At 57.6% G+C, this 18,860-nt stretch carries 16 protein-coding genes and 2 tRNA genes; 11 read left to right on the forward strand and 7 right to left on the reverse strand.

Annotated features, from left to right (window positions below; translation table 11 throughout):
- Nucleotides 1-11 precede the first annotated feature (11 nt).
- The 7 genes from D3878_RS03220 to D3878_RS24775 all read left to right on the forward strand — a co-directional run bounded on the left by D3878_RS03220 (nucleotide 12) and on the right by D3878_RS24775 (nucleotide 5,819).
- Nucleotides 12-656 (forward strand): RlmE family RNA methyltransferase, encoded by a 645-nt coding sequence (locus D3878_RS03220; protein ID WP_119784170.1) that lies wholly within the window; start codon nucleotides 12-14, stop codon nucleotides 654-656.
- A 178-nt stretch (nucleotides 657-834) separates the two neighbouring features.
- Nucleotides 835-2,718, forward strand: coding sequence for an ATP-dependent zinc metalloprotease FtsH (gene ftsH / locus D3878_RS03225; protein WP_119784171.1), 1,884 nt, complete (start codon nucleotides 835-837; stop codon nucleotides 2,716-2,718).
- An 86-nt stretch (nucleotides 2,719-2,804) separates the two neighbouring features.
- Nucleotides 2,805-3,677 carry a dihydropteroate synthase gene (gene folP, locus D3878_RS03230; protein WP_119784172.1) on the forward strand — a complete coding sequence of 291 codons (873 nt, stop codon included), beginning with the start codon at nucleotides 2,805-2,807 and terminating at the stop codon, nucleotides 3,675-3,677.
- A 31-nt stretch (nucleotides 3,678-3,708) separates the two neighbouring features.
- On the forward strand, nucleotides 3,709-5,043 hold the full coding sequence (glmM, locus tag D3878_RS03235) for a phosphoglucosamine mutase (RefSeq protein ID WP_119784173.1): 1,335 nt from the start codon (nucleotides 3,709-3,711) through the stop codon (nucleotides 5,041-5,043).
- A gap of 51 nt (nucleotides 5,044-5,094) precedes the next feature.
- Nucleotides 5,095-5,171, forward strand: a tRNA-Pro gene (locus D3878_RS03240).
- 62 nt (nucleotides 5,172-5,233) lie between these two features.
- A tRNA-Arg gene (locus D3878_RS03245) sits at nucleotides 5,234-5,310 on the forward strand.
- A 299-nt stretch (nucleotides 5,311-5,609) separates the two neighbouring features.
- A complete protein-coding gene (locus D3878_RS24775; RefSeq protein WP_420799471.1) occupies nucleotides 5,610-5,819 on the forward strand; it encodes a transposase in 210 nt (69 codons plus the stop codon).
- 185 nt (nucleotides 5,820-6,004) lie between these two features.
- Here D3878_RS24775 and D3878_RS03255 read toward each other — a convergent pair whose 3' ends face one another.
- The 3 genes from D3878_RS03255 to D3878_RS03265 are packed head-to-tail and all read right to left on the reverse strand — an operon-like array spanning nucleotide 6,005 to nucleotide 9,032.
- Nucleotides 6,005-7,231 (reverse strand): ABC transporter substrate-binding protein, encoded by a 1,227-nt coding sequence (locus tag D3878_RS03255; protein ID WP_119784175.1) that lies wholly within the window; start codon nucleotides 7,229-7,231, stop codon nucleotides 6,005-6,007.
- A 58-nt stretch (nucleotides 7,232-7,289) separates the two neighbouring features.
- The gene (kce, locus tag D3878_RS03260) at nucleotides 7,290-8,222 is read right to left on the reverse strand and encodes a 3,5-dioxohexanoate:acetyl-CoA acetone transferase (RefSeq protein ID WP_119784176.1); all 933 of its coding nucleotides are present in this window, start codon (nucleotides 8,220-8,222) and stop codon (nucleotides 7,290-7,292) included.
- 15 nt (nucleotides 8,223-8,237) lie between these two features.
- Nucleotides 8,238-9,032 carry a 3-hydroxybutyrate dehydrogenase gene (locus D3878_RS03265; protein WP_119784177.1) on the reverse strand — a complete coding sequence of 265 codons (795 nt, stop codon included), beginning with the start codon at nucleotides 9,030-9,032 and terminating at the stop codon, nucleotides 8,238-8,240.
- A 53-nt stretch (nucleotides 9,033-9,085) separates the two neighbouring features.
- On the opposite strand from D3878_RS03265, the gene D3878_RS23380 reads away from it, so the two are divergent.
- Nucleotides 9,086-9,355 carry a hypothetical protein gene (locus tag D3878_RS23380; protein ID WP_147383874.1) on the forward strand — a complete coding sequence of 90 codons (270 nt, stop codon included), beginning with the start codon at nucleotides 9,086-9,088 and terminating at the stop codon, nucleotides 9,353-9,355.
- Here the strand turns inward: D3878_RS23380 and D3878_RS03270 are convergent.
- The 4 genes from D3878_RS03270 to D3878_RS23385 form a co-directional block, all read right to left on the reverse strand.
- Entirely contained in the window at nucleotides 9,345-10,811 is a 1,467-nt protein-coding gene (locus D3878_RS03270; RefSeq protein WP_119784178.1) for a sigma-54 interaction domain-containing protein, read from the reverse strand. The genes D3878_RS23380 and D3878_RS03270 overlap by 11 nt on opposite strands.
- Before the next feature lie 133 nt (nucleotides 10,812-10,944).
- The gene (locus D3878_RS03275; protein WP_119784179.1) at nucleotides 10,945-13,584 is read right to left on the reverse strand and encodes a winged helix-turn-helix domain-containing protein; all 2,640 of its coding nucleotides are present in this window, start codon (nucleotides 13,582-13,584) and stop codon (nucleotides 10,945-10,947) included.
- Nucleotides 13,585-13,927: 343 nt separating this feature from the next.
- The gene (locus tag D3878_RS03280; protein ID WP_119784180.1) at nucleotides 13,928-15,688 is read right to left on the reverse strand and encodes a carboxylesterase/lipase family protein; all 1,761 of its coding nucleotides are present in this window, start codon (nucleotides 15,686-15,688) and stop codon (nucleotides 13,928-13,930) included.
- Nucleotides 15,689-15,934: 246 nt separating this feature from the next.
- Nucleotides 15,935-16,234, reverse strand: a complete 300-nt coding sequence (locus tag D3878_RS23385; protein ID WP_147383875.1) for a hypothetical protein — start codon at nucleotides 16,232-16,234, stop codon at nucleotides 15,935-15,937.
- 344 nt (nucleotides 16,235-16,578) lie between these two features.
- Between D3878_RS23385 and D3878_RS03290 the strand changes: the two genes are divergently transcribed.
- The 3 genes from D3878_RS03290 to D3878_RS03300 are packed head-to-tail and all read left to right on the forward strand — an operon-like array spanning nucleotide 16,579 to nucleotide 18,859.
- Nucleotides 16,579-16,884: a DUF485 domain-containing protein gene (locus D3878_RS03290; protein WP_119784182.1), complete on the forward strand. Its 306-nt coding sequence runs from the start codon at nucleotides 16,579-16,581 to the stop codon at nucleotides 16,882-16,884.
- The gene (locus D3878_RS03295) at nucleotides 16,884-18,548 is read left to right on the forward strand and encodes a cation acetate symporter (protein ID WP_199688071.1); all 1,665 of its coding nucleotides are present in this window, start codon (nucleotides 16,884-16,886) and stop codon (nucleotides 18,546-18,548) included. The genes D3878_RS03290 and D3878_RS03295 overlap by 1 nt, the downstream gene beginning before the upstream one ends.
- A 38-nt stretch (nucleotides 18,549-18,586) precedes the next feature.
- Nucleotides 18,587-18,859 (forward strand): hypothetical protein, encoded by a 273-nt coding sequence (locus tag D3878_RS03300; RefSeq protein WP_233556214.1) that lies wholly within the window; start codon nucleotides 18,587-18,589, stop codon nucleotides 18,857-18,859.
- Nucleotide 18,860 lies beyond the last annotated feature (1 nt).

Genomic DNA, 18,860 nt, shown 5'->3' on the forward strand with positions numbered 1-18,860 from the left:
ATTCTACGCGAATGGCAAAAAACAAATTCAACAAAAACTGGGTGCATGACCACCTCAACGATCCTTTCGTCAAGCAGGCGCAGAAAGAAGGATACCGGGCGCGGGCGGTGTACAAGCTCAAGGAAATCGACGAGGCCGAAAAGCTGGTGCGGCCCGGGCAGGTGATCGTCGACCTCGGCTGCACGCCGGGCAGCTGGTCGCAGTATGTGCGCAACAAGCTGGCCGGCCAGGCCGGCGGCGGCATCAGCGGCACCATCATCGGCCTGGACCTGCTGCCCATGGAGCCGATCGCCGATGTCCACTTCATCCAGGGCGATTTTCGCGAAGAGGTCGTGCTGGCGCAGCTGGAGGCGATCGTCGCCGGGCGCCAGGTCGACCTGGTACTGTCCGACATGGCGCCCAATCTGTCGGGCGTGGCGATCGTCGATGCCGCCCGGGTCGAGCATATTGTCGACCTGGCGCTCGATTTTGCCCGCGCCCATCTGAAACCTTCCGGCGCCTTGCTCGTCAAATGTTTCAATGGTCCGGGGTATAACGAGATTCTTGCCAAGTTCCGCGCGGAGTTCAAGACGGTAGCCTCGAAAAAGCCCAAAGCCAGCAAGGACAAGTCGTCCGAAATCTTCCTGCTTGGGAAAACCCTCAAAAATCCTGCCTGAGTCGTACCGTTATGGATCGTTTCCAATAAATTTACCGAAAAGTGCGTCAAATTTGCCATTTGTGCCTTGTTTTTTCGGGGATTCGGCCATACATCCTGCCTAGCAAGCGCCTGTTATTACGAGTAGAATCGTAAAAAATGCTATGAAAGGGGCGCAATCCTGCGCCGAAGGAGTCCTAGTGAATAACATGTTTTCCAAAGCCGCTGTCTGGGTGGTGATTGCCCTGGTGCTGTTTACCGTATTTAAACAGTTCGACGGGCGTTCCCTGGCCAACGGCGCAACGCCGATTCCGTATTCGGATTTCCTCGACGAGGTCAAGGCCAAGCGCATCAAGGATGCCACCATCGAGGAGCGCACCCTGGTTGCCACCACCACCGATGGCAAGAAGATCAAGACCGCGATCACCTACCTCGATCGCGGCCTGATCGGCGACCTCGTCAACAATGGCGTGAAGTTCGACGTGCGCCAGCCGGAAGAGCCTTCTTTCCTGTCGCAAATCTTCATTTCCTGGTTCCCGATGCTGCTGCTGATCGGCGTATGGGTCTTTTTCATGCGGCAGATGCAGGGCGGCGGCAAGGGCGGTGCGTTTTCCTTCGGCAAGTCCAAGGCGCGCATGCTGGATGAAAACGCCAATGCGGTGACTTTTGCCGATGTCGCCGGCTGCGATGAAGCCAAGGAAGAAGTGCAGGAACTGGTCGATTTCCTGCGCGATCCGACCAAATTCCAGAAACTGGGCGGGCGCATCCCGCACGGCATCTTGATGGTGGGCCCGCCGGGTACCGGTAAGACCCTGCTGGCACGTGCCATTGCCGGCGAAGCCAAGGTGCCTTTCTTTACCATTTCCGGTTCAGACTTTGTCGAAATGTTCGTCGGCGTGGGCGCATCCCGCGTGCGTGACATGTTCGAGAATGCCAAGAAGCATTCCCCTTGCATCATCTTCATCGATGAAATCGACGCCGTCGGCCGCCATCGCGGCGCCGGCATGGGCGGCGGCAACGACGAGCGCGAACAGACCTTGAACCAGTTGCTGGTCGAGATGGATGGCTTCGAAGCCAATGCCGGCGTGATCGTGATCGCCGCCACCAACCGTGCCGACGTGCTGGACAAGGCGCTGCTGCGTCCGGGCCGCTTCGACCGCCAGGTGATGGTGGGCTTGCCGGATATCCGCGGCCGCGAACAGATCCTGTACGTGCACATGCGCAAGGTGCCTATCGCCCCGGACGTCAAGGCCGATATCCTGGCACGCGGCACCCCGGGTTTCTCGGGCGCGGATCTGGCCAACCTGGTCAACGAAGCGGCCTTGTTTGCCGCCCGGCGCGGCAAGCGCCTGGTGGAGATGCAGGATTTCGAGGATGCCAAGGACAAGATCGTCATGGGGCCGGAACGCAAGTCCGCCGTCATGCGCGAGGAAGAACGCAGAAATACCGCCTTCCATGAGTCCGGCCATGCAGTGGTGGCAAAGCTCTTGCCAAAAGCCGACCCGGTGCACAAGGTCACCATCATGCCGCGCGGCTATGCGCTCGGCCTGACCTGGCAATTGCCTGAGCATGACCGCGTCAACATGTACAAGGACAAGATGCTTGAGGAGATCGCAATTCTCTTCGCCGGCCGCATCTCCGAGGAAATCTTCATGCACCAGATGTCCACGGGCGCTTCCAACGACTTCGAACGGGCCACCAAGCTGGCGCGTGCGATGGTCACACGCTACGGCATGTCGGAAACGCTGGGTACGATGGTCTATGAAGACAACCAGAGCGAAGGTTACTTCGGTGGCTCTTCCAAGACCATTTCGGAAGCGACCCAGCAAAAGGTCGATAATGAAATCCGCAGTATCCTGGATACGCAATACGCGCTGTCGCGCAAGCTGATCGAGGAAAATCGCGACAAGGTCGAAGTGATGGCGAAAACCCTGCTGGATTGGGAAACCATCGATGCCGACCAGATCAACGACATCATGGCTGGTCTTGACCCGCGCTTGCCCAAGGCCGGCGTGCCGGCCAAGCGCACGCCGCCGGATACGCCTGCAGGCGGGGTTTCCCCCAATGCCACGGCGCCGGCCTGATCGCTACGCCATGGTCTAATTTCACGTCTTTCAAGCCAAGGGTGAGGATATTTCCTCACCCTTTTTCTTTTCCTGGAAAAATTCACATGCAAGAATTTCTGCAATGCGGGCGTTTTCGGCTGGCGCTGGGCCAGGCCGACCGTCCGCTGGTCATGGGCATCCTCAACATTACGCCGGATTCGTTTTCCGACAGCGGCCAGTTCATGCCGCTGGAAGCGGCGCTCGATCACGCCGAGCAAATGATCGCCGAAGGCGCCGACATGATCGACATCGGCGGCGAATCGACCCGTCCGGGCGCACCCGTGGTGCCATTGGAAGAAGAGTTGCGGCGTATCATGCCCATCCTGTATGCGCTGCGCGATTGCGGCAAGCCGCTTTCGGTGGATACCTACAAGCCCGAGGTCATGAAAGAAGCCCTGGTCGCGGGCGCCGACATGATCAATGACATCAATGGCTTCAATGCGCCGGGAGCATTGAGTGCAGTCAAGGATAGCGATTGTGGCTTGTGCATCATGCATATGCAGCGTGACCCGCAAACCATGCAAGCCGATCCGCATTACAGCGATGTCCTGGGCGAAGTCAGCCGTTACCTGCGCCAGCGCGTTGATGAAATCGGCGCAGCCGGCATTGCCCGCGCACGCATGTGCATCGACCCCGGTTTCGGCTTTGGTAAAACCCTTGCGCATAACATTGAATTGCTGAAAAATCTCGAACTTGTCTTGCGGGAAGTGCAATTGCCACTGCTGGCCGGGATGTCGCGCAAGACCATGATCGGCGCGATCACCGGCAAGCCGGTCGAGCAGCGCATGGCCGGCAGTGTGGCCGCCGCGCTGGTCGCGGTGGCGCATGGCGTGCGCATCGTGCGGGTGCATGACGTTGCGGCCACGGTCGATGCAATCAAGGTCTGGCAAGCCACGCGGCCGGATGCCGCAGCGGCATCCGCTGCCGCTTCGATGTAAACCATTTCAAATAACGGGAGACGGAAAAATCATGTCACGTAAATATTTTGGTACCGATGGCGTGCGCGGCCGTGTCGGCGAGTTGCCGATCACGCCGGGCTTCGTCATGCGCCTGGGTTATGCCGCCGGCCGTGTGCTGGCGCAGGGCGAGGCCGGCAAGAAAACTGTCCTGATCGGCAAGGACACGCGCATCTCGGGTTACATGCTGGAAGCCGCATTGGAAGCTGGATTTTCCGCCGCCGGCGTGGATGTCATGCTGGCCGGGCCGGTGCCGACCCCGGCAGTGGCTTATCTCACGCGGGCCTTGCGCCTGTCGGCCGGGGTGGTGATCTCGGCATCGCACAATCCCTACCATGACAATGGCATCAAGTTTTTTTCCGCGCAGGGCAACAAGCTGCCGGACGCCGTCGAGTCGGCCATCGAAGCAGCGCTCGAGATGCCGATCGACTGCGTGCCCTCGGAGAAGCTGGGCAAGGCCAAGCGCCTGGATGACGCGCAGGGGCGTTATATCGAGTTCTGCAAGAGCACCTTCCCCAACGAACTCGATTTGCGCGGCCTGAAAATCGTGGTCGATTGCGCTCACGGCGCGGCGTACAACATCGCCCCGCACGTGTTCCACGAACTGGGTGCGGAAGTGGTCGCCATTGGCAACCAGCCCAACGGCTTGAACATCAATGACGGCTTCGGCGCCACGGCGCCGCGGGCGCTGGCGGCGGCGGTGCAGGCGCAGCAGGCCGACCTCGGCATCGCGCTGGATGGCGATGCCGACCGCCTGATCATGGTCGATAGCGAAGGCCGCATCTACAATGGCGACGAATTGCTGTACGTGATGGTCAAGGATAGGCTTGCCAGCGGCGGCATTCAGGGCGCTGTCGGCACCCTGATGACCAACATGGCGCTGGAAGTGGCGTTTCGCGAATTGGGCGTCGGCTTTGCGCGCGCCAAGGTCGGCGACCGCTACGTGCTGGAAGTGCTGCAGGAGCGCGGCTGGCAAGTGGGCGGGGAGGGCTCGGGCCATCTGCTGTTCCTCGACAAGCACACCACTGGTGACGGCATCGTCTCGGCGCTGCAAGTGCTGTCGGCCTTGCGCCGCAGCGGCAAGACGCTGCAGCAAGCCACGGCGGATATTTTGATGTACCCGCAAACCCTGATCAACGTGAAAGTGACGCCCGGCTTCGACTGGCAAAAGAACGCCGCGGTGGTGGAGGAAAAGCGCCTGGTCGAGCGCGAACTCGGCGACACCGGGCGGGTGCTGATCCGCGCTTCCGGTACCGAGCCGCTGCTGCGGGTGATGGTGGAAGCCAAGCGCGCCAATGTGGCCGAAAGCCTGGCGCGCCGGCTGGCCGACAAGGTGCAGGCGGCATAGCAATTATCTTATTTGACCCAGGCAAGAGGGTCGAGTATAATTGATGTTCTTCGGAGTGTAGCGCAGCCCGGTAGCGCACCTGGTTTGGGACCAGGGGGTCCAAGGTTCGAATCCTTGTACTCCGACCAGTAATACCCTGACGGGCTGTCTTTTGACAGCCCGTTTTTATTTCCGTCTTTCAGTCTCGCGACTGCCCATAGCTCAGTTGGATAGAGCAACGGCCTTCTAAGCCGTAGGTCGCAGGTTCGACTCCTGCTGGGCAGGCCAATTCTTCTACCTCTCAGCGATAGTGCGCACGAATCAGATTTATCTGCTCCACGCTGTGCTCAAATTGTCCCCATTCGTTTTTAATTGGTTTTGAGCACGATCGCTTTTTGGCGCTCGGTCTATCTTGAGCGCAATAGGTTAAAGCCGGTCGGTCGCGCCGCAACTCTGAAGCAGCGATGGATTCCTTTCTCCCATATTCATGGGATGGCGCATGTTACGGATACAGCGATACCATCTTGCCTAATAGACATAAGTCACTTCTTTCCGTATGTTAACGTGATTGTCACGAATGCAACGTTTTGGCTGATCGAGTAGCTTGGGTATTTGGATTTGCACGGGAGCCGGCAATACAGGATGTGGCCCAATCACTGGACATCCATCCCTTCATGCTGTCACGATGGCGCAAAGAAGCCAGGGACGGAATCATTGTGACCAAAGGGATCAAGCTCAATGTCAATGAAGTGTGCGAACTCAGGCGCCTGAGGCAACTCGAAAAAGAACACGCCTAGCTCAAGGTGGAGCATGATCTATTCAGAGCGCGGCCTCGGCCTTGGGGAGATGGATCAGCCAACCTGAAATCAACAATACGCATAAAACAACCAGCTTGGCCCAAGGAGACCGTCTTGGACCAAAAGCTGGTGTTTAACCTTCTTTATCTATAACAAAGTGAACTAGGTTGGCGTGACCGAACCGCTTATTTTTTGACCAGGGGGCACTTGCTCGTTGCGAGCGGCTGAAAAGCCTGTTCGCCTGGAATGACTGCCTTGACGTGGAAATAGTCCCACGGCGTTTTGGACTCGGACGGCTTCTTCACCTGAACCAGGTACATGTCATGGACCATCCGTCCATCCTCGCGAATCTTGCCGTTCTTCGCAAAGAAGTCGTTGATTGGCGTATCTCGCATTTGCTTCATGACCGCGCCGGCTTCATCGGTGCCCGTAGCCTGGATCGCCTTCAAATAGTGCATCGTGGAAGAATAAACGCCGGCGTGAATCATGTTCGGCATTTTTTTCATCTTGCCGAAGAAACGCTTTGACCATTTTCGCGTTTCGTCATCCAGGTCCCAATAAAAAGCATCGGTCGCGTATAGGCCTTGCGCTGTTTCAAGGCCAAGGCTGTGGACGTCATTGACGGTGAACAGCAACGAGGCGAGGGACTGCTTTCCCGATTTTGTAAGGCCGAACTCTTTTGCGGCCTTGATTGAATTGACGGCATCAGGCCCGGCATTGGCAAAGGCAATGACTTGCGCACCGGATGCTTGCGCTTGCAGCATGAAGGATGAGAAATCCGCAGCGGCGAGCGGATGTCTCGAGCCGCCTACAATCTTGCCGCCTTTCGATTTGATCACGTCGGACGCATCTTTTTCCAGCGAATGGCCGAATGCATAATCGGCTGCTAAAAAATACCAGGAGCTGCCGCCCTGTTTGAGGATCGCGTTGGCGGTGCCGTTGGCGAGCGCATACGTGTCCCAGGCATAGTGAATGCTGTTAGGCGTGCATGCCTCGTTGGTCAGGCGGCTGCTGCCGGCGCCGTTGACGATGGCGATGCGATTCTTCTGTTTGGCGATGTCGACGACGGCCAGCGCGGTACTCGAAGTGACCAGGTCGGCAATCATGTCGACTTTTTGCGAGTCGTACCATTCCCGCGCTTTGGCCGATGCGATATCTGCCTTGTTCTGGTGGTCCGCAAAAATCATTTCGATCGGGCGGCCCAGGACTTTGCCGCCGAAATCCTCGATCGCCATCCTGACCGCGGTGACCGAACCTTCGCCGCTCAAGTCGGAATACAGACCGCCCATATCGGTCAATACGCCGATTTTGACCGTGTCGTCGGAAATCTTGGACGATTGCGCCATCGCCGGCGTCAGCGCGAAGGATTGGATTGCTGCACAAATTGCGGCAGCTAGTTTTTTGGATTTCATAATTTTCTCCGTGTTATTAATTGATTGTGTAAGAAATTAAGGTTTGGCGCACTTGAATTTAAAATCCGACTTCGTTGGCGCCCTTTAAGCCCAGGATTGCCCTTGCTTCGTCGGGTGTTGCGATCTCGAGTGAAAGTGCTTCCAGGATGCGCCTGATGCGGCGTACCTGATCGGCGTTTTGCCGCGATAAAGTGCCGGGTCCTTCCCATAAATTGTCTTCCAGGCCAACGCGCACATTGCCGCCTTGGGCGGCCGCGACCGCGGCAAGCTTCATTTGCGAACGTCCCGCGCCCAATACAGACCAAACATAATCGGCGCCGAACAAACGATCTGCGGTACGTTTCATGTGTGCGACGTCGTCTGCATGCGTACCGATCCCACCCAGGATGCCAAACACGGTTTGAATAAAGAGCGGCCCCTTGACAAGGCCTCGATCGACAAAGTGCGCAAGGTTATAGAGATGGGCGGTGTCATAACATTCGAATTCAAAGCGCGTGCCGTTGCCAGAGCAAGCTTGCAAGACATATTCGATATCCTTGAAGGTATTGCGAAAGACGACGTCGCGAGTCCCTTCGAGAAATTTGCGCTCCCAGTCGTGCTTGAATTCTTTGAAGCGGTTCAACATGGGGTACAACCCGAAGTTCATCGAGCCCATGTTGAGCGATGCTAATTCTGGTTTCAACTGCAAGGCCGGTTGCAGACGCTCTTCGACGGTCATGCCTGGCGCGCCGCCGGTGGTGATGTTGATGATGCCGTCCGTGCGCAGCTTGATATTGCCGACAAATGCGCGAAACAGTTCAGGCGCCTGCGACGGCTTGCCATTTTCGGGATCGCGGGCGTGCAAATGCACGATCGCGGCGCCGGCCTCGACCGCTTCTACCGCCGCTTGCTCAATTTGCGGTCCTGTGACGGGAAGATAAGGCGACATTGACGGCGTATGAATACCGCCGGTCACAGCGCAAGAGATGATGACTTTATTTGGTTTGCTCATATTGGTTCACCTTTCTTATTGCGCGACGATGCCGCCGTCGACAGGGAGTGAAATTCCGCGAATCTGGTCGGCCGCGGCGCTGCATAAAAAGGCGACCGTTTCGCCGATTTGTTCCGTGCTGACAAATTCGCCGGAAGGCTGCTTTTCGGACAGCATGCGTTTTTTGATTTCGACGTCCGACAGTCCTTCCTGCTGTGCACGCATATCGACTTGCGTCTGGACCAGCGGCGTCAGTACCCAGCCGGGGCAAATTGCATTGCAGGTCACGCTGTGCGCTGCCGTCTCAAGCGCCGTTGCCTTGGTCAACCCAAGCAGCCCATGTTTGGCGGCGATGTAGGCGGATTTGTTGGCGGACGCGATCAGGCCGTGGGCGGACGAAATGTTGACGATACGGCCCCAGTTTTTCGATAGCATGTGTGGCAAGGCCAGGCGTGTCGTGTGAAATGCAGCGGTTAGATTGATCGCCAGTACCGCGTTCCATTTCTCCGGTGGAAATTCCACAATGCTCGAGACGAATTGAATGCCGGCGTTGTTTACGAGGATATCGACGCCGCCGAATTTTTCGTGCGCAAAACGGATCATCGATTCGATCTCGTCGGCTTTCTCGATATCGGCGCCATGGTAAGTACAATGCACATCGCCGCTTTCGGCAAGCGCATTGCGCACCGCTTCGATCGCCTGTGGTTCGCCAAAGCCATTCAAGATGATGTTTGCGCCTTGCCTGGCGAGCGAGCGTGCGATGCCCAGGCCGATGCCGGAAGTCGACCCGGTGACCAAGGCTGTTTTGCCTCTGAGGGGTTGAATTTTCATGATGTTAAAAATTTAAAAGATGGTCGGGTTATGTTTAGCGCGTCGAGATGTTCTTGTCGGTCAGCGTGGCATCGAATATCAAAGCCCGCGCCTTACCTGCGTTTGCAATATCGAACGCAATGGCTATCGCAAAAACGATGCCAGTCCGTTATCTAATTGATTTTGTGGGAATTTTTACGCTATCCGACCGAGGGGCAGCGAAATGCGAGGAAAATGCGGGGAAAGTTGTTCAATGTGAGAACAACTCCAGCGTAATAGTTTTTAAGGCTTTGATTATTATGGATAATTCCTGTTCAACTAATGAACAATTGATCATTTATTGAACAAAATGTCGAATTGCTCGATCTTTTGGTAGAGCTTGCCGCGCGAGATGCCGAGCGTGCGCGCGGCTAGTGACTTATTGCCGCGGCTGTCGCGCAATGCGGCCTCGATCAGATTCTTTTCAGTTTCGGATATAACCTTGTCGAGCCGGGGTTGAGATGATGCTACCGATCTTCGCAGTCCGTTCCGCCGCTCGGCCGCGATGTCTTTGAAGCTTGGTTTCGCAATCGGCAAGATCGGCAGAAAATTGGACGCATCGAGAACATGGGCATCGGATAGCATGCAAGCCTGTTCGAGAATATTTCCCAACTCCCGTACATTTCCGGGCCAGTCGTAATGTGCTAATAAGTCTCGCGCCGCCACGCTTAATTCCCGTTGCGCCATGCCGGATTGGGCTGCAATTTGTTCAAGAAGATGCTCGCATAGGGCATCGATATCAGCTACCCGTTCGCGCAGCGGCGGCAACGCAATCGGCAATACATTCAGTCGGTAATAGAGGTCTGAACGGAATTGTCCGGCGCTGATTAATTCGGTCAGGTTTCGGCTCGTTGCAGCGATGATCCTCACATTGATCTTCAACACCTTATTCGCGCCTAGCGGTTCGATCTCACGCTCCTGCAGTGCGCGCAGCAGCTTCGCTTGAATCTGCATCGGCATATCCCCGATTTCATCGAGAAATAAGGTCCCGCCGTCGGCTGCTTTGAATTTGCCATCGCGGCCTTTGCGATCCGCACCCGTGTACGCGCCCGGCGCAACGCCGAAAAATTCCGCTTCAAGCAAAGTTTCAGGTATCGCCGCGATATTGACGCCGATAAAGGGTTTGCTCGCGCGCGCCGATGCAGCGTGTATGCCTTGCGCCAGCATTTCCTTGCCGGTGCCAGTCTCTCCCAGCAGCAGCACCGGAGAATCGAGTTGCGCAGCGCGTCTGGCGCGTGTTTTCAATTCAAGCGCCGCCGCACTGGCGCCGATAAAACTGGAGATCGAATAACGCGTGCCCCGACCCCTGCGAAGTTGCGCGAGCTCTTTACGTGTGCTCTCCAGCGCAGCCTGTAATTCGGAGAAACGGGAAACAAGTGGCCGCAACTGGTCCAAGTCATCGTACAGCGCGAATGCAAATGCGCCGAACACGCGGTCGCTTTCGTCGCGTAATGGCAATCGCGTAATAACCAGCGAGTGTCCTCGAATCGAAATGATGTCGAGCATGATCGGTTTTCCCGACTGGACTACTTCGCGCATGCGGCTATTCGGAATGATTTCTTCGACCTGCCGCCCGAGCGCTTCGGCCGGACTGTTCAAACCAAGGAATTCCGCATATTTGTCATGAATCCAGGCGATGCGTCCCTGCCGGTCCACTGCCATGGTGCCAAGGCTGAATCGATTAAAAAAATCGAGCAGCGACGCCATGCTCAGGCGCTGAATATTGTCTATATCCCAGATGGGATCAAGGCTCGAAGTCATGGCCTTAAGCGCTCCTTCTTTTCATTTACGTAAATATTCTCAACCTTGAGCGAACTGGCCGTGAATACCGATTGGCATCGCGTACAGAAGATTTGCTTGTGCAATCGGACCATTATGCAGTGCAAGGAATTCTCTAGCCACGAATTTTTTGAATGGCGTCGAAACGCTTGGTTACGCCAAGCTTGCGGTACAGGCTCTTGATATGAAATTTGACGGTGTTCGGCGACACGAATAACTTGGCGGCGATCTCGTCGTTGGACAAGCCCGTGGCCAGCAGTCGCGCGACTTTTTCTTCCTTGCCGCTCAGGGCTGCCATCACTTGATCGCATTGCTGCCGTTGATCGGAACGCGCGTCGAATGCCGCGAGCACTTGTGCGGCAAAGTCAGCCAGCGCCGCCGGTACCTCGGCTTTTTGCAGCAGCAATTGCAACCCGATGCCGGCATCGATGAAGGGCCGCAGATGCTCGTGCACCTGCGCCAGGGCAAGCGCCCGGCATAAAAATTCGGCAGCCGATTTCTGCTTGTCTTCCGCCTGGCGGACCTGCGCCTGCAGGATCATGATTTCGATGGATGCGCCATGACGCTGATCCCGCTCGGCATTCAACAACAGCCGGCTGAGCAGATCAAAGGCTTCGCTGGTGCGGCGCTGCTGCAACAATAACCGCGCCAGCACCAGCACTTCGATTTCCCATTCCGGCTTGAGCGTCTTCGCGTCGATGCCGCGCTGCGCGAACCATTCCGTGAGATCCTTGACCCGGCCCTGCATCAACCACAATTGCGCAAGATGACCCGACAGCGACGAGATGACCAGGCGGACCGAGGCCCAAAACCCTAGCAGCCTTTGTTCGTACTGAGGTTCCAGGCCGGCCTGTTCGCCGCGCGCCAGCTTCACCCGCGCCAGCAATACCTGGCTGCAGCCCTGGTTCAGTTCCATGCCGCCGGCCTTGGCCAATTCCAGAGCGCGGGCCGCCTGCACGGCGGCTTCATCGAGCCGGTTTTGCAGATAAGCGATTTCTCCCAATTGCAGATGAAGCATGCCGCATACCGGCATGTCTTGTAACCCTCTCTCGCTGAACTGGCGCAATCCTTCCCGGCAAATATTCCGTGCGAGCTGCAGATTGCCGCGCATGAACTGTATGCGCGACAATCCAAAGATACTGGACATGGTGACCCATAGAAGCGGCTGCGCATCGCTCACTTCCGTGTAATTGCAAAGTATGGCCGTGGCTTCGTCGAACCGCCCCTGGATGATCTGAAGAATTCCCAGATTGATCATCGCAATGCCGTGAAACACGTCATCTTTCGGCAGCAGCTCGCCGGCCATGCCAAAACATTCCAACGCGATGTCGGCGTGACCGGCATAACGCGCCTGATAGCCGCGCACCACGGCGACTTTGCCCATCAGGCTGTGACGGTCCGACTGTGAATCCCGCGTGGCTGCCAGCGCTCGATCAATCGCCGCCAGGCAGCGTTCAGCCAGCGCCACATTCGGTATGGGATGGAAATAGGTGTTGTACGCAACCAGCAGCGCGACGCGCGGATACTGCAATACCATCGCCTCCGGCAAAAGCTTCAACCAGGCGGTGGCGGTTCGCACTTCGCCAAGGGCGAGCATGCCGATCGCGTGACGATCCAGTATCCGGGCAATCAATTCCATGTCTTGCGCGCAGTGTGCATGACGCAACGCGTCGGCCGGAAACTGGTGCTCGGCGTGCCACTGCGCGGCCAGGCTGTGGAGCTCATGAAGCTGGTCCGGCTGCATCTTGCGCAGCCGGCTTTGCAGCAGATCGGCAAACAAATGATGGTATCGATACCATACCCGATCCGCATCGAGCGGAACCAGGAACAAATGGTTGCGTTCCAGGTGAAGCAACATGGCCTGGCTGTCGGACTCGCCGGTGAGCTTCTGGCAAAGTTCGGCATTGAATCGATCCAGGATTGATGTCCGCATCAGAAAGGACTGGATCGCGCCGGTTTGATTGGACAATACTTCGTCGGCCAGGAAATCGATGATGTGGCGCTCCTTGCCGGAAAAGCTGGCGATGAAGCTATCCTTGTTCTGCCCTTGGGCCAGCGACAGGGCCGCCATTTGCAAACCGGCTGCCCATCCTTCGGTATGGAGGCGCAGGGTTTCGCTCTGGCGCTGCGACAACTCAAGTTTCATTACGCGATTAAAAAACTCTTCAGCTTCTTGCGGCGTGAAGCACAAATCGGTTTCCATGAATTTCGCCAACCGGCCATGACTGTGCAGGCGGGCCACCGAAAACGGCGGTTCCTCGCGGGAGGCAATGACGATATGCAGGTTGGCGGGCTGATGGTCGAGCAAAAACCACAAGGCGTCGTGCACCGCTTTCTCCGTCACCAGATGGTAGTCGTCCAATACCAGGATCAGGCGGTGGTTCAAGCCGGCCAATGCGTTGACGAAGCCGGTCATCAGCGAAGCAATCGGCGGCGGATTGGGCGATTGCAGAATGCGCATCAACTCAGGTTCGAATCGAGGTGCTTGATTGCGGATCGAGGCGACCAGATGTGCAAAAAAACGCACGGGATCGTTGTCGTCCCGGTCCAGCGATAACCAGGATACCTGATGCGCCCCGTTATGCACCCATGACGAAACCAGCGTGGTCTTGCCGTAGCCGGCCTGCGCGCATACCAGTGTTAAGCCATTGAACGGCTCATGATCGAAGCGGGCCGCCAGCCGCGGCCGAGACACGAGGTCGGCACGCACCCTGCTCCCGGTAAGTTTCGTCACCAGGATGTCGCTGTTTGCCAAGCGGGCCTCCTTCGCTATCGTGAGCCGGAATCACCTAGTCTACTATGCAGCAGCGGCCGCTCGAAAGCCCTTTATTACTGCAACCGATCCGCCGGCGCAATGATGCGCCTGCTGCGGTCCTGTCATTTCAAAGTGAAATTCAGCGGCCGGGTTGGATCGATGCCCAACTATAGCAGCGACAAACCGGCTTCGGGACAGGCCTGGATCGGCACCGATCGGGTGTCTGATCCAGGCCACAGGAGTGATCTTTGCAATCTTGATCAGGGCCAGTCGTTCGCGCACCCGACGTGCTAATGGCGGGTCACGCGGCGGCGACAGCGAGCGCTCATTGCCGCCGCTGATCTCAATGCGGTCCGTTACGGAACGGGTCGACGTTGGCGGGCAAGGCGTTGAAATCGATCACTTTCCAGACATAGTCTTTCTGCTGCTGCGACAGCAGCTGATAGCGCGGCCAGAAGAAGAGGTGGTCGTCTCCGGACATGAACGAGTTGTTGTCGAAGACCATGCGCTTGGGGCATAGAATGCCACAGGTGTAATTGGTCCAGTCATTCCAGGCAGTCTGGCCGTCGAAGAGCTGGCTGGGTCGGCCGGTACGGGCGAAGGTCGATACATACCTGATGAATTTGTCCGACAGACTCTTCCGCGAAGTCGCGTTGCTGGCATCCCAGGCGAAGTGCATGAAATTCGGTTCGTTCGTCACGTAGTTCCCGAACAGCAGCGCGATGTCGATGCCATGGTAAGCGCCAAGGGTATTCTTCCACGGAGAGGGCGTATCGTCCCAGTTGAAGTTGTAACGATAGAGTCGGTCGGGACCACTGGTCAAACGCAGAAGCCGGACCACGTTGTCGATGGTGAGATCGAGCGCATATGAGATCGCTTCGTGCGTTTGCGTATAGATCGGCTGGAACTCGGGCTTGATCAGGTCGTTGGTCGTCACCGTGCCGGGCGCGGCATAGTTGACCAGATTCCAGAACGCTTGCGGACTCGGCTTGCCCATCCCGAACGAGTAGGCAAAGTACGAGCCCTCGTCGTGCGTGGAGCCGATCATCAGAGGCACCTGGTTGTAGATGCCCGCCACCAGATCGACCAGTCCACCCTTGCGAATGACCGTGCCATCGGTAAAGTGCCCGGGTACGATGGGCGACGGCGTGAATTTCATGATCTGCGCCGCACTGGCGTTGCGCAGAATCGCGCTGATCTGCGCATTGCTCATCCCGGCCCGTTGCGCCGCCGCCTGCGCAGTGTCGGACGCACTGCCCATGTCCACCAGCAGCTTATCGATCATCGAATTGGCCGCCACGGTGCCGACGGCTGCCGGATAGCTGTTGGGGACGCCCGACATGCACATCGCGCGATGGAATTTGTTGGCCGCCAGCGGCGACTGCAGCAGCCCCCAGGCATTGATGCAGCCGGCCGACTGGCCCGCCACCGTTACCAGCCCCGGGTTGCCGCCAAAGGCGCGGATATTGCTCTGCACCCAATCCAGACCGCGTACCAGATCCAGCGTCGCAAAATTGCCCGAATCGTCCTTGGCGTTGCCGGTCTTGAGCGCCGGATGGTTCAGAAAGCCCAGCATGCCGAGCCGGTACTGCACCGTTACCACCACCATGTTGGCCTTGTTGGCGAGATAGGCGCCGTTATACAGAGGCTCTTTTGCCGATCCCTTGGTGTTGCTGCCGCCGTGAATCCAGAAGAATACCGGCAGGTTGTCGGCGTTCGTGTTGGGCCGCCACACGTTCAGGTACAGGCAATCCTCGCTGCCCACCGGCTGGTCGAAGGTAGCCGGATCGGGTTCGCCGAAGAAGTTGCCGACCTGGGCGCACATGCTGGCGAAGCTGGTGGCTGCTTTCGATCCGCTCCAGGGCAGCGGCGGCTGCGGTGCGCGCCAGCGCAGGTTGCCCACCGGTGGCTGGGCAAAGGGGACGCCGAGAAACGCCTGGGTGTTGCTGGCGTCGAATTTGCCATAAATCTGGCCGGCGTCCAGCGTGCGGGTGAGGTTTTGGTCATAGACAGCCGATGCGCTGAGCGACAGGCCGAAGCTGGCGCAGAAGAGTGCAGCGCGAACGAGCGCACGGGGAAAACGCCGGTAATCGCTTAGTTTCATTTTGTCTCATCCATATCTATGTTTTATTAAAAAGCAAACTATTTTTTAGCGAAGCATATAGATGATCTAAAACAATGTCCCTACCCCTTAGGGTAAATTTGGGAGTGGTATTAGCATGAAAGATGTTGGATTCAGCCGACTGGGTGGCGGATTTTTCGGCGCGAACGTACGCGCAGCAGAATGCAGGGATGCCCCGGATTCTGCTGCACGTTAATTAGGGCTTGTTATGAGAATGGAGGCATTACGTCAGTAATGCTCGGCGGGTTTCAGTTGGATGAAAAAGTCTGGAAGGGAACAGGCGCAAAGCCCTGTTTTCCGAGTTTCTTTGCCAGTGCTGCCAGCGCCGCCACGCCTTCTTCGACGCCGGCGACCTGTTTCCTGGCTTGGCCCCCAGGACCGCAGCAGCTGCCAGTCTCCGACAAGATCCTGAATCAGATGGGCCGTATACACTACGCCGTCGCCGACAAATTTTAGGCTGTGCGGGCAGGGCGCTGTGACGGGTAAGGGCAAGGTATTGCCTTGGTCGGCAGGATCGATCATGTTCATGCGCCGCAGCGGCCAGGATTTCTCAGGGGGTGAAAAGCGGTTGGGTGGAAACGTTGCGCTGCAATTATAGTGAGGTAATGGCATTTGCGGCAACGCCCCCAGGAACCGTCGGCCGGTGCCGGGCAGAGATCCCAGCATTCTCGCTCAACGCCATCATCTCCATTGTTTGCTCCACGCCTGACTGTATCTGCCATAGGTCCCTTGCGCTATATCAACAAAACTTTCTCGACAGTTGTCACTTTGGATACTGGTGACAGTAATATGTAGCGGGATATCCTGCCTCCGCACGCAACGATCACAAGGCTGGAATTCGTCAAGAACGCACAATAAACAGGAGGCAGGCCATGGAAGAGAATCTCGTCCGGCGAATCGCATCCAATCCCCGGTATCAGAAACTTGTCGCGGTGCGCACGAAATTCGGCTGGACGCTGGCCGTGCTGATGCTGATAGTCTATTACGGCTACATCCTGCTGATCGCTTTCAACAAGGAATTGCTCGCCAAAAGAATCGGCGATGGCGTGATGACCTGGGGAATACCGATCGGCCTCTTCGTGATTCTGTTTACCGTGATCATCACCGGCATTTATGTCTCGCGCGCCAACAAGGAATTCGACGACCTGACCGCAGCGATCCGCAAGGAGGTGCTGTGATGGCCGACTTCAAGCATATTCCCGCCAGTCTCCTGCTGATGACTTGTGCAGGCGCCGCCTGCGCTGCCGGCGATTCGCTCGGGCAGGCTGTCAAGCAGCCGACCAACTGGACTGCGATCGCCATGTTCGCGGTGTTCGTGGTATTTACCCTGTTCATCACCAAATGGGCGGCGTCCAAGACCAAATCCGCCGCTGACTTTTATACGGCGGGCGGCGGCATCACCGGCTTCCAGAATGGCCTGGCGATCGCCGGCGACTACATGTCGGCGGCTTCCTTTCTCGGTATTTCAGCGGCGGTGTACCTCAACGGCTATGACGGCCTGATCTATTCGATCGGCTTCCTGGTCGGCTGGCCGGTACTGACCTTCCTGATGGCCGAGCGCCTGCGCAATCTCGGGCGCTTTACTTTCGCCGATGTCGCCGCCTATCGTTTTTCACAAACGCCGATCCGCGTGTTCGCGGCTTCCGGCACGCTGGTGGTGGTGGCGTTTTACCTGATCGCCCAGATGGTTGGCGCCGGCCAGTTGATCAAGCTGCTGTTCGGCCTCGAATACTGGATGGCGGTGGTCATCGTCGGCACCCTGATGATGGTGTACGTGTTGTTTGGCGGCATGACGGCAACCACCTGGGTGCAGATCATCAAGGCGATCATGCTGTTGTCTGGCGCCACCTTCATGGTCTTTATGGTGCTGTACCAGTTCAATTTCAGTCCGGAGGCACTGTTTGCGAAAGCGGTGGAGGTGCATCCGAAGGCGCAGGCGATCATGGGGCCGGGCGGTTTCATCAAGGATCCCATTTCGGCGATTTCGTTCGGCATGGCGCTGATGTTCGGTACCGCTGGCCTGCCGCATATCCTGATGCGCTTCTTTACCGTGCCGAGCGCGAAGGAGGCGCGCAAGTCGGTGTTCTGGGCCACCACCTGGATCGCTTATTTCTATATGCTGACCTTTATCATCGGTTTTGGCGCGATCGTCCTGGTCAGTACCAATCCAGTCTACAAAGATATGGCGGGCAAACTGCTGGGCGGCGACAACATGGCGGCAGTGCACCTGGCCACAGCAGTTGGCGGTAATGTCTTCCTCGGCTTCATCTCCGCCGTGGCGTTCGCCACCATTCTCGCAGTGGTGGCCGGCCTGACACTGTCGGGTGCTTCGGCGGTATCGCACGACCTGTATTCCACCGTCATCAAGAAGGGCAGGGCCAGCAGCAAGGACGAACTCGGCGTTTCCCGCATTACCACAGTGGTGCTGGGTGTGGTGGCGGTCATCCTGGGGATCGTCTTCGAGAAGCAGAACATCGCCTTCATGGTGTCGCTGGCCTTCGCCGTCGCGGCATCGGCCACCTTTCCGGTATTGTTCATGTCGGTGATGTGGAAGGATTGCACCACGCGCGGCGCCACCATCGGCGGCTTCATCGGCCTGGTCACTGCGGTGGGCCTGACCATCCTGTCGAAGTCGGTGTGGGTGGATGTGCTGCACAATGCCACGGCGATTTTTCCCTACACGTCGCCGGCGCTGTTTTCCATGACCGCGGGCTTCGTCGGCATCTGGCTGTTTTCGATCATGGACAATAGCGAACGGGCACGCCTGGACCGCGCAGGTTATGAAGCGCAGAAAGTGCGTTCGGAAACCGGCATCGGCGCGGCGGCGGCGTCCGGCCATTGAGCGGGCGGGGGGGCTGCGGCATCCTCGAGGGACGTCCCATGTCGCTGCATAATCTGATCGGACAACGTCTGCTGGCCCTGTTCATGCTGGGCTGGCTGTTGTTCAATTATCCCTTGCTCGCCCTGTTTGGCAGTGGCGAAAACTGGTTCGGCTTGCCGGCGACGTATGTGTACCTGTTTGCCGTGTGGGCGTTGCTGATTGCCCTGATGGCATGGGTGGCGGAACATCGGCAGGACAGGCAACAGCGCACGGCGCAGCCGGACCAGATGGACGACGCCAACGCTGCCGGCGCGCCCGGCGCCGTGGATTGAC

Source organism: Noviherbaspirillum sedimenti (genome assembly GCF_003590835.1).
In the GTDB taxonomy this organism is placed as follows: Bacteria; Pseudomonadota; Gammaproteobacteria; order Burkholderiales; family Burkholderiaceae_D; genus Paucimonas; species Paucimonas sedimenti.

What these genes read in the sequence shown, in the direction of transcription:
- glmM (WP_119784173.1), top strand. Translation starts at nt 3,709, where the DNA reads ATGTCACGTAAATATTTTGGTACCGATGGCGTGCGCGGCCGTGTCGGC.
- folP (WP_119784172.1), top strand. Translation starts at nt 2,805, where the DNA reads ATGCAAGAATTTCTGCAATGCGGGCGTTTTCGGCTGGCGCTGGGCCAG.
- D3878_RS03290 (WP_119784182.1), top strand. Translation starts at nt 16,579, where the DNA reads ATGGAAGAGAATCTCGTCCGGCGAATCGCATCCAATCCCCGGTATCAG.
- D3878_RS03270 (WP_119784178.1), bottom strand. Translation starts at nt 10,811, where the DNA reads ATGACTTCGAGCCTTGATCCCATCTGGGATATAGACAATATTCAGCGC.
- D3878_RS23385 (WP_147383875.1), bottom strand. Translation starts at nt 16,234, where the DNA reads ATGAACATGATCGATCCTGCCGACCAAGGCAATACCTTGCCCTTACCC.
- D3878_RS03295 (WP_199688071.1), top strand. Translation starts at nt 16,884, where the DNA reads ATGGCCGACTTCAAGCATATTCCCGCCAGTCTCCTGCTGATGACTTGT.
- D3878_RS03265 (WP_119784177.1), bottom strand. Translation starts at nt 9,032, where the DNA reads ATGAAAATTCAACCCCTCAGAGGCAAAACAGCCTTGGTCACCGGGTCG.
- D3878_RS03220 (WP_119784170.1), top strand. Translation starts at nt 12, where the DNA reads ATGGCAAAAAACAAATTCAACAAAAACTGGGTGCATGACCACCTCAAC.
- D3878_RS03255 (WP_119784175.1), bottom strand. Translation starts at nt 7,231, where the DNA reads ATGAAATCCAAAAAACTAGCTGCCGCAATTTGTGCAGCAATCCAATCC.
- D3878_RS03280 (WP_119784180.1), bottom strand. Translation starts at nt 15,688, where the DNA reads ATGAAACTAAGCGATTACCGGCGTTTTCCCCGTGCGCTCGTTCGCGCT.
- D3878_RS03300 (WP_233556214.1), top strand. Translation starts at nt 18,587, where the DNA reads ATGTCGCTGCATAATCTGATCGGACAACGTCTGCTGGCCCTGTTCATG.
- kce (WP_119784176.1), bottom strand. Translation starts at nt 8,222, where the DNA reads ATGAGCAAACCAAATAAAGTCATCATCTCTTGCGCTGTGACCGGCGGT.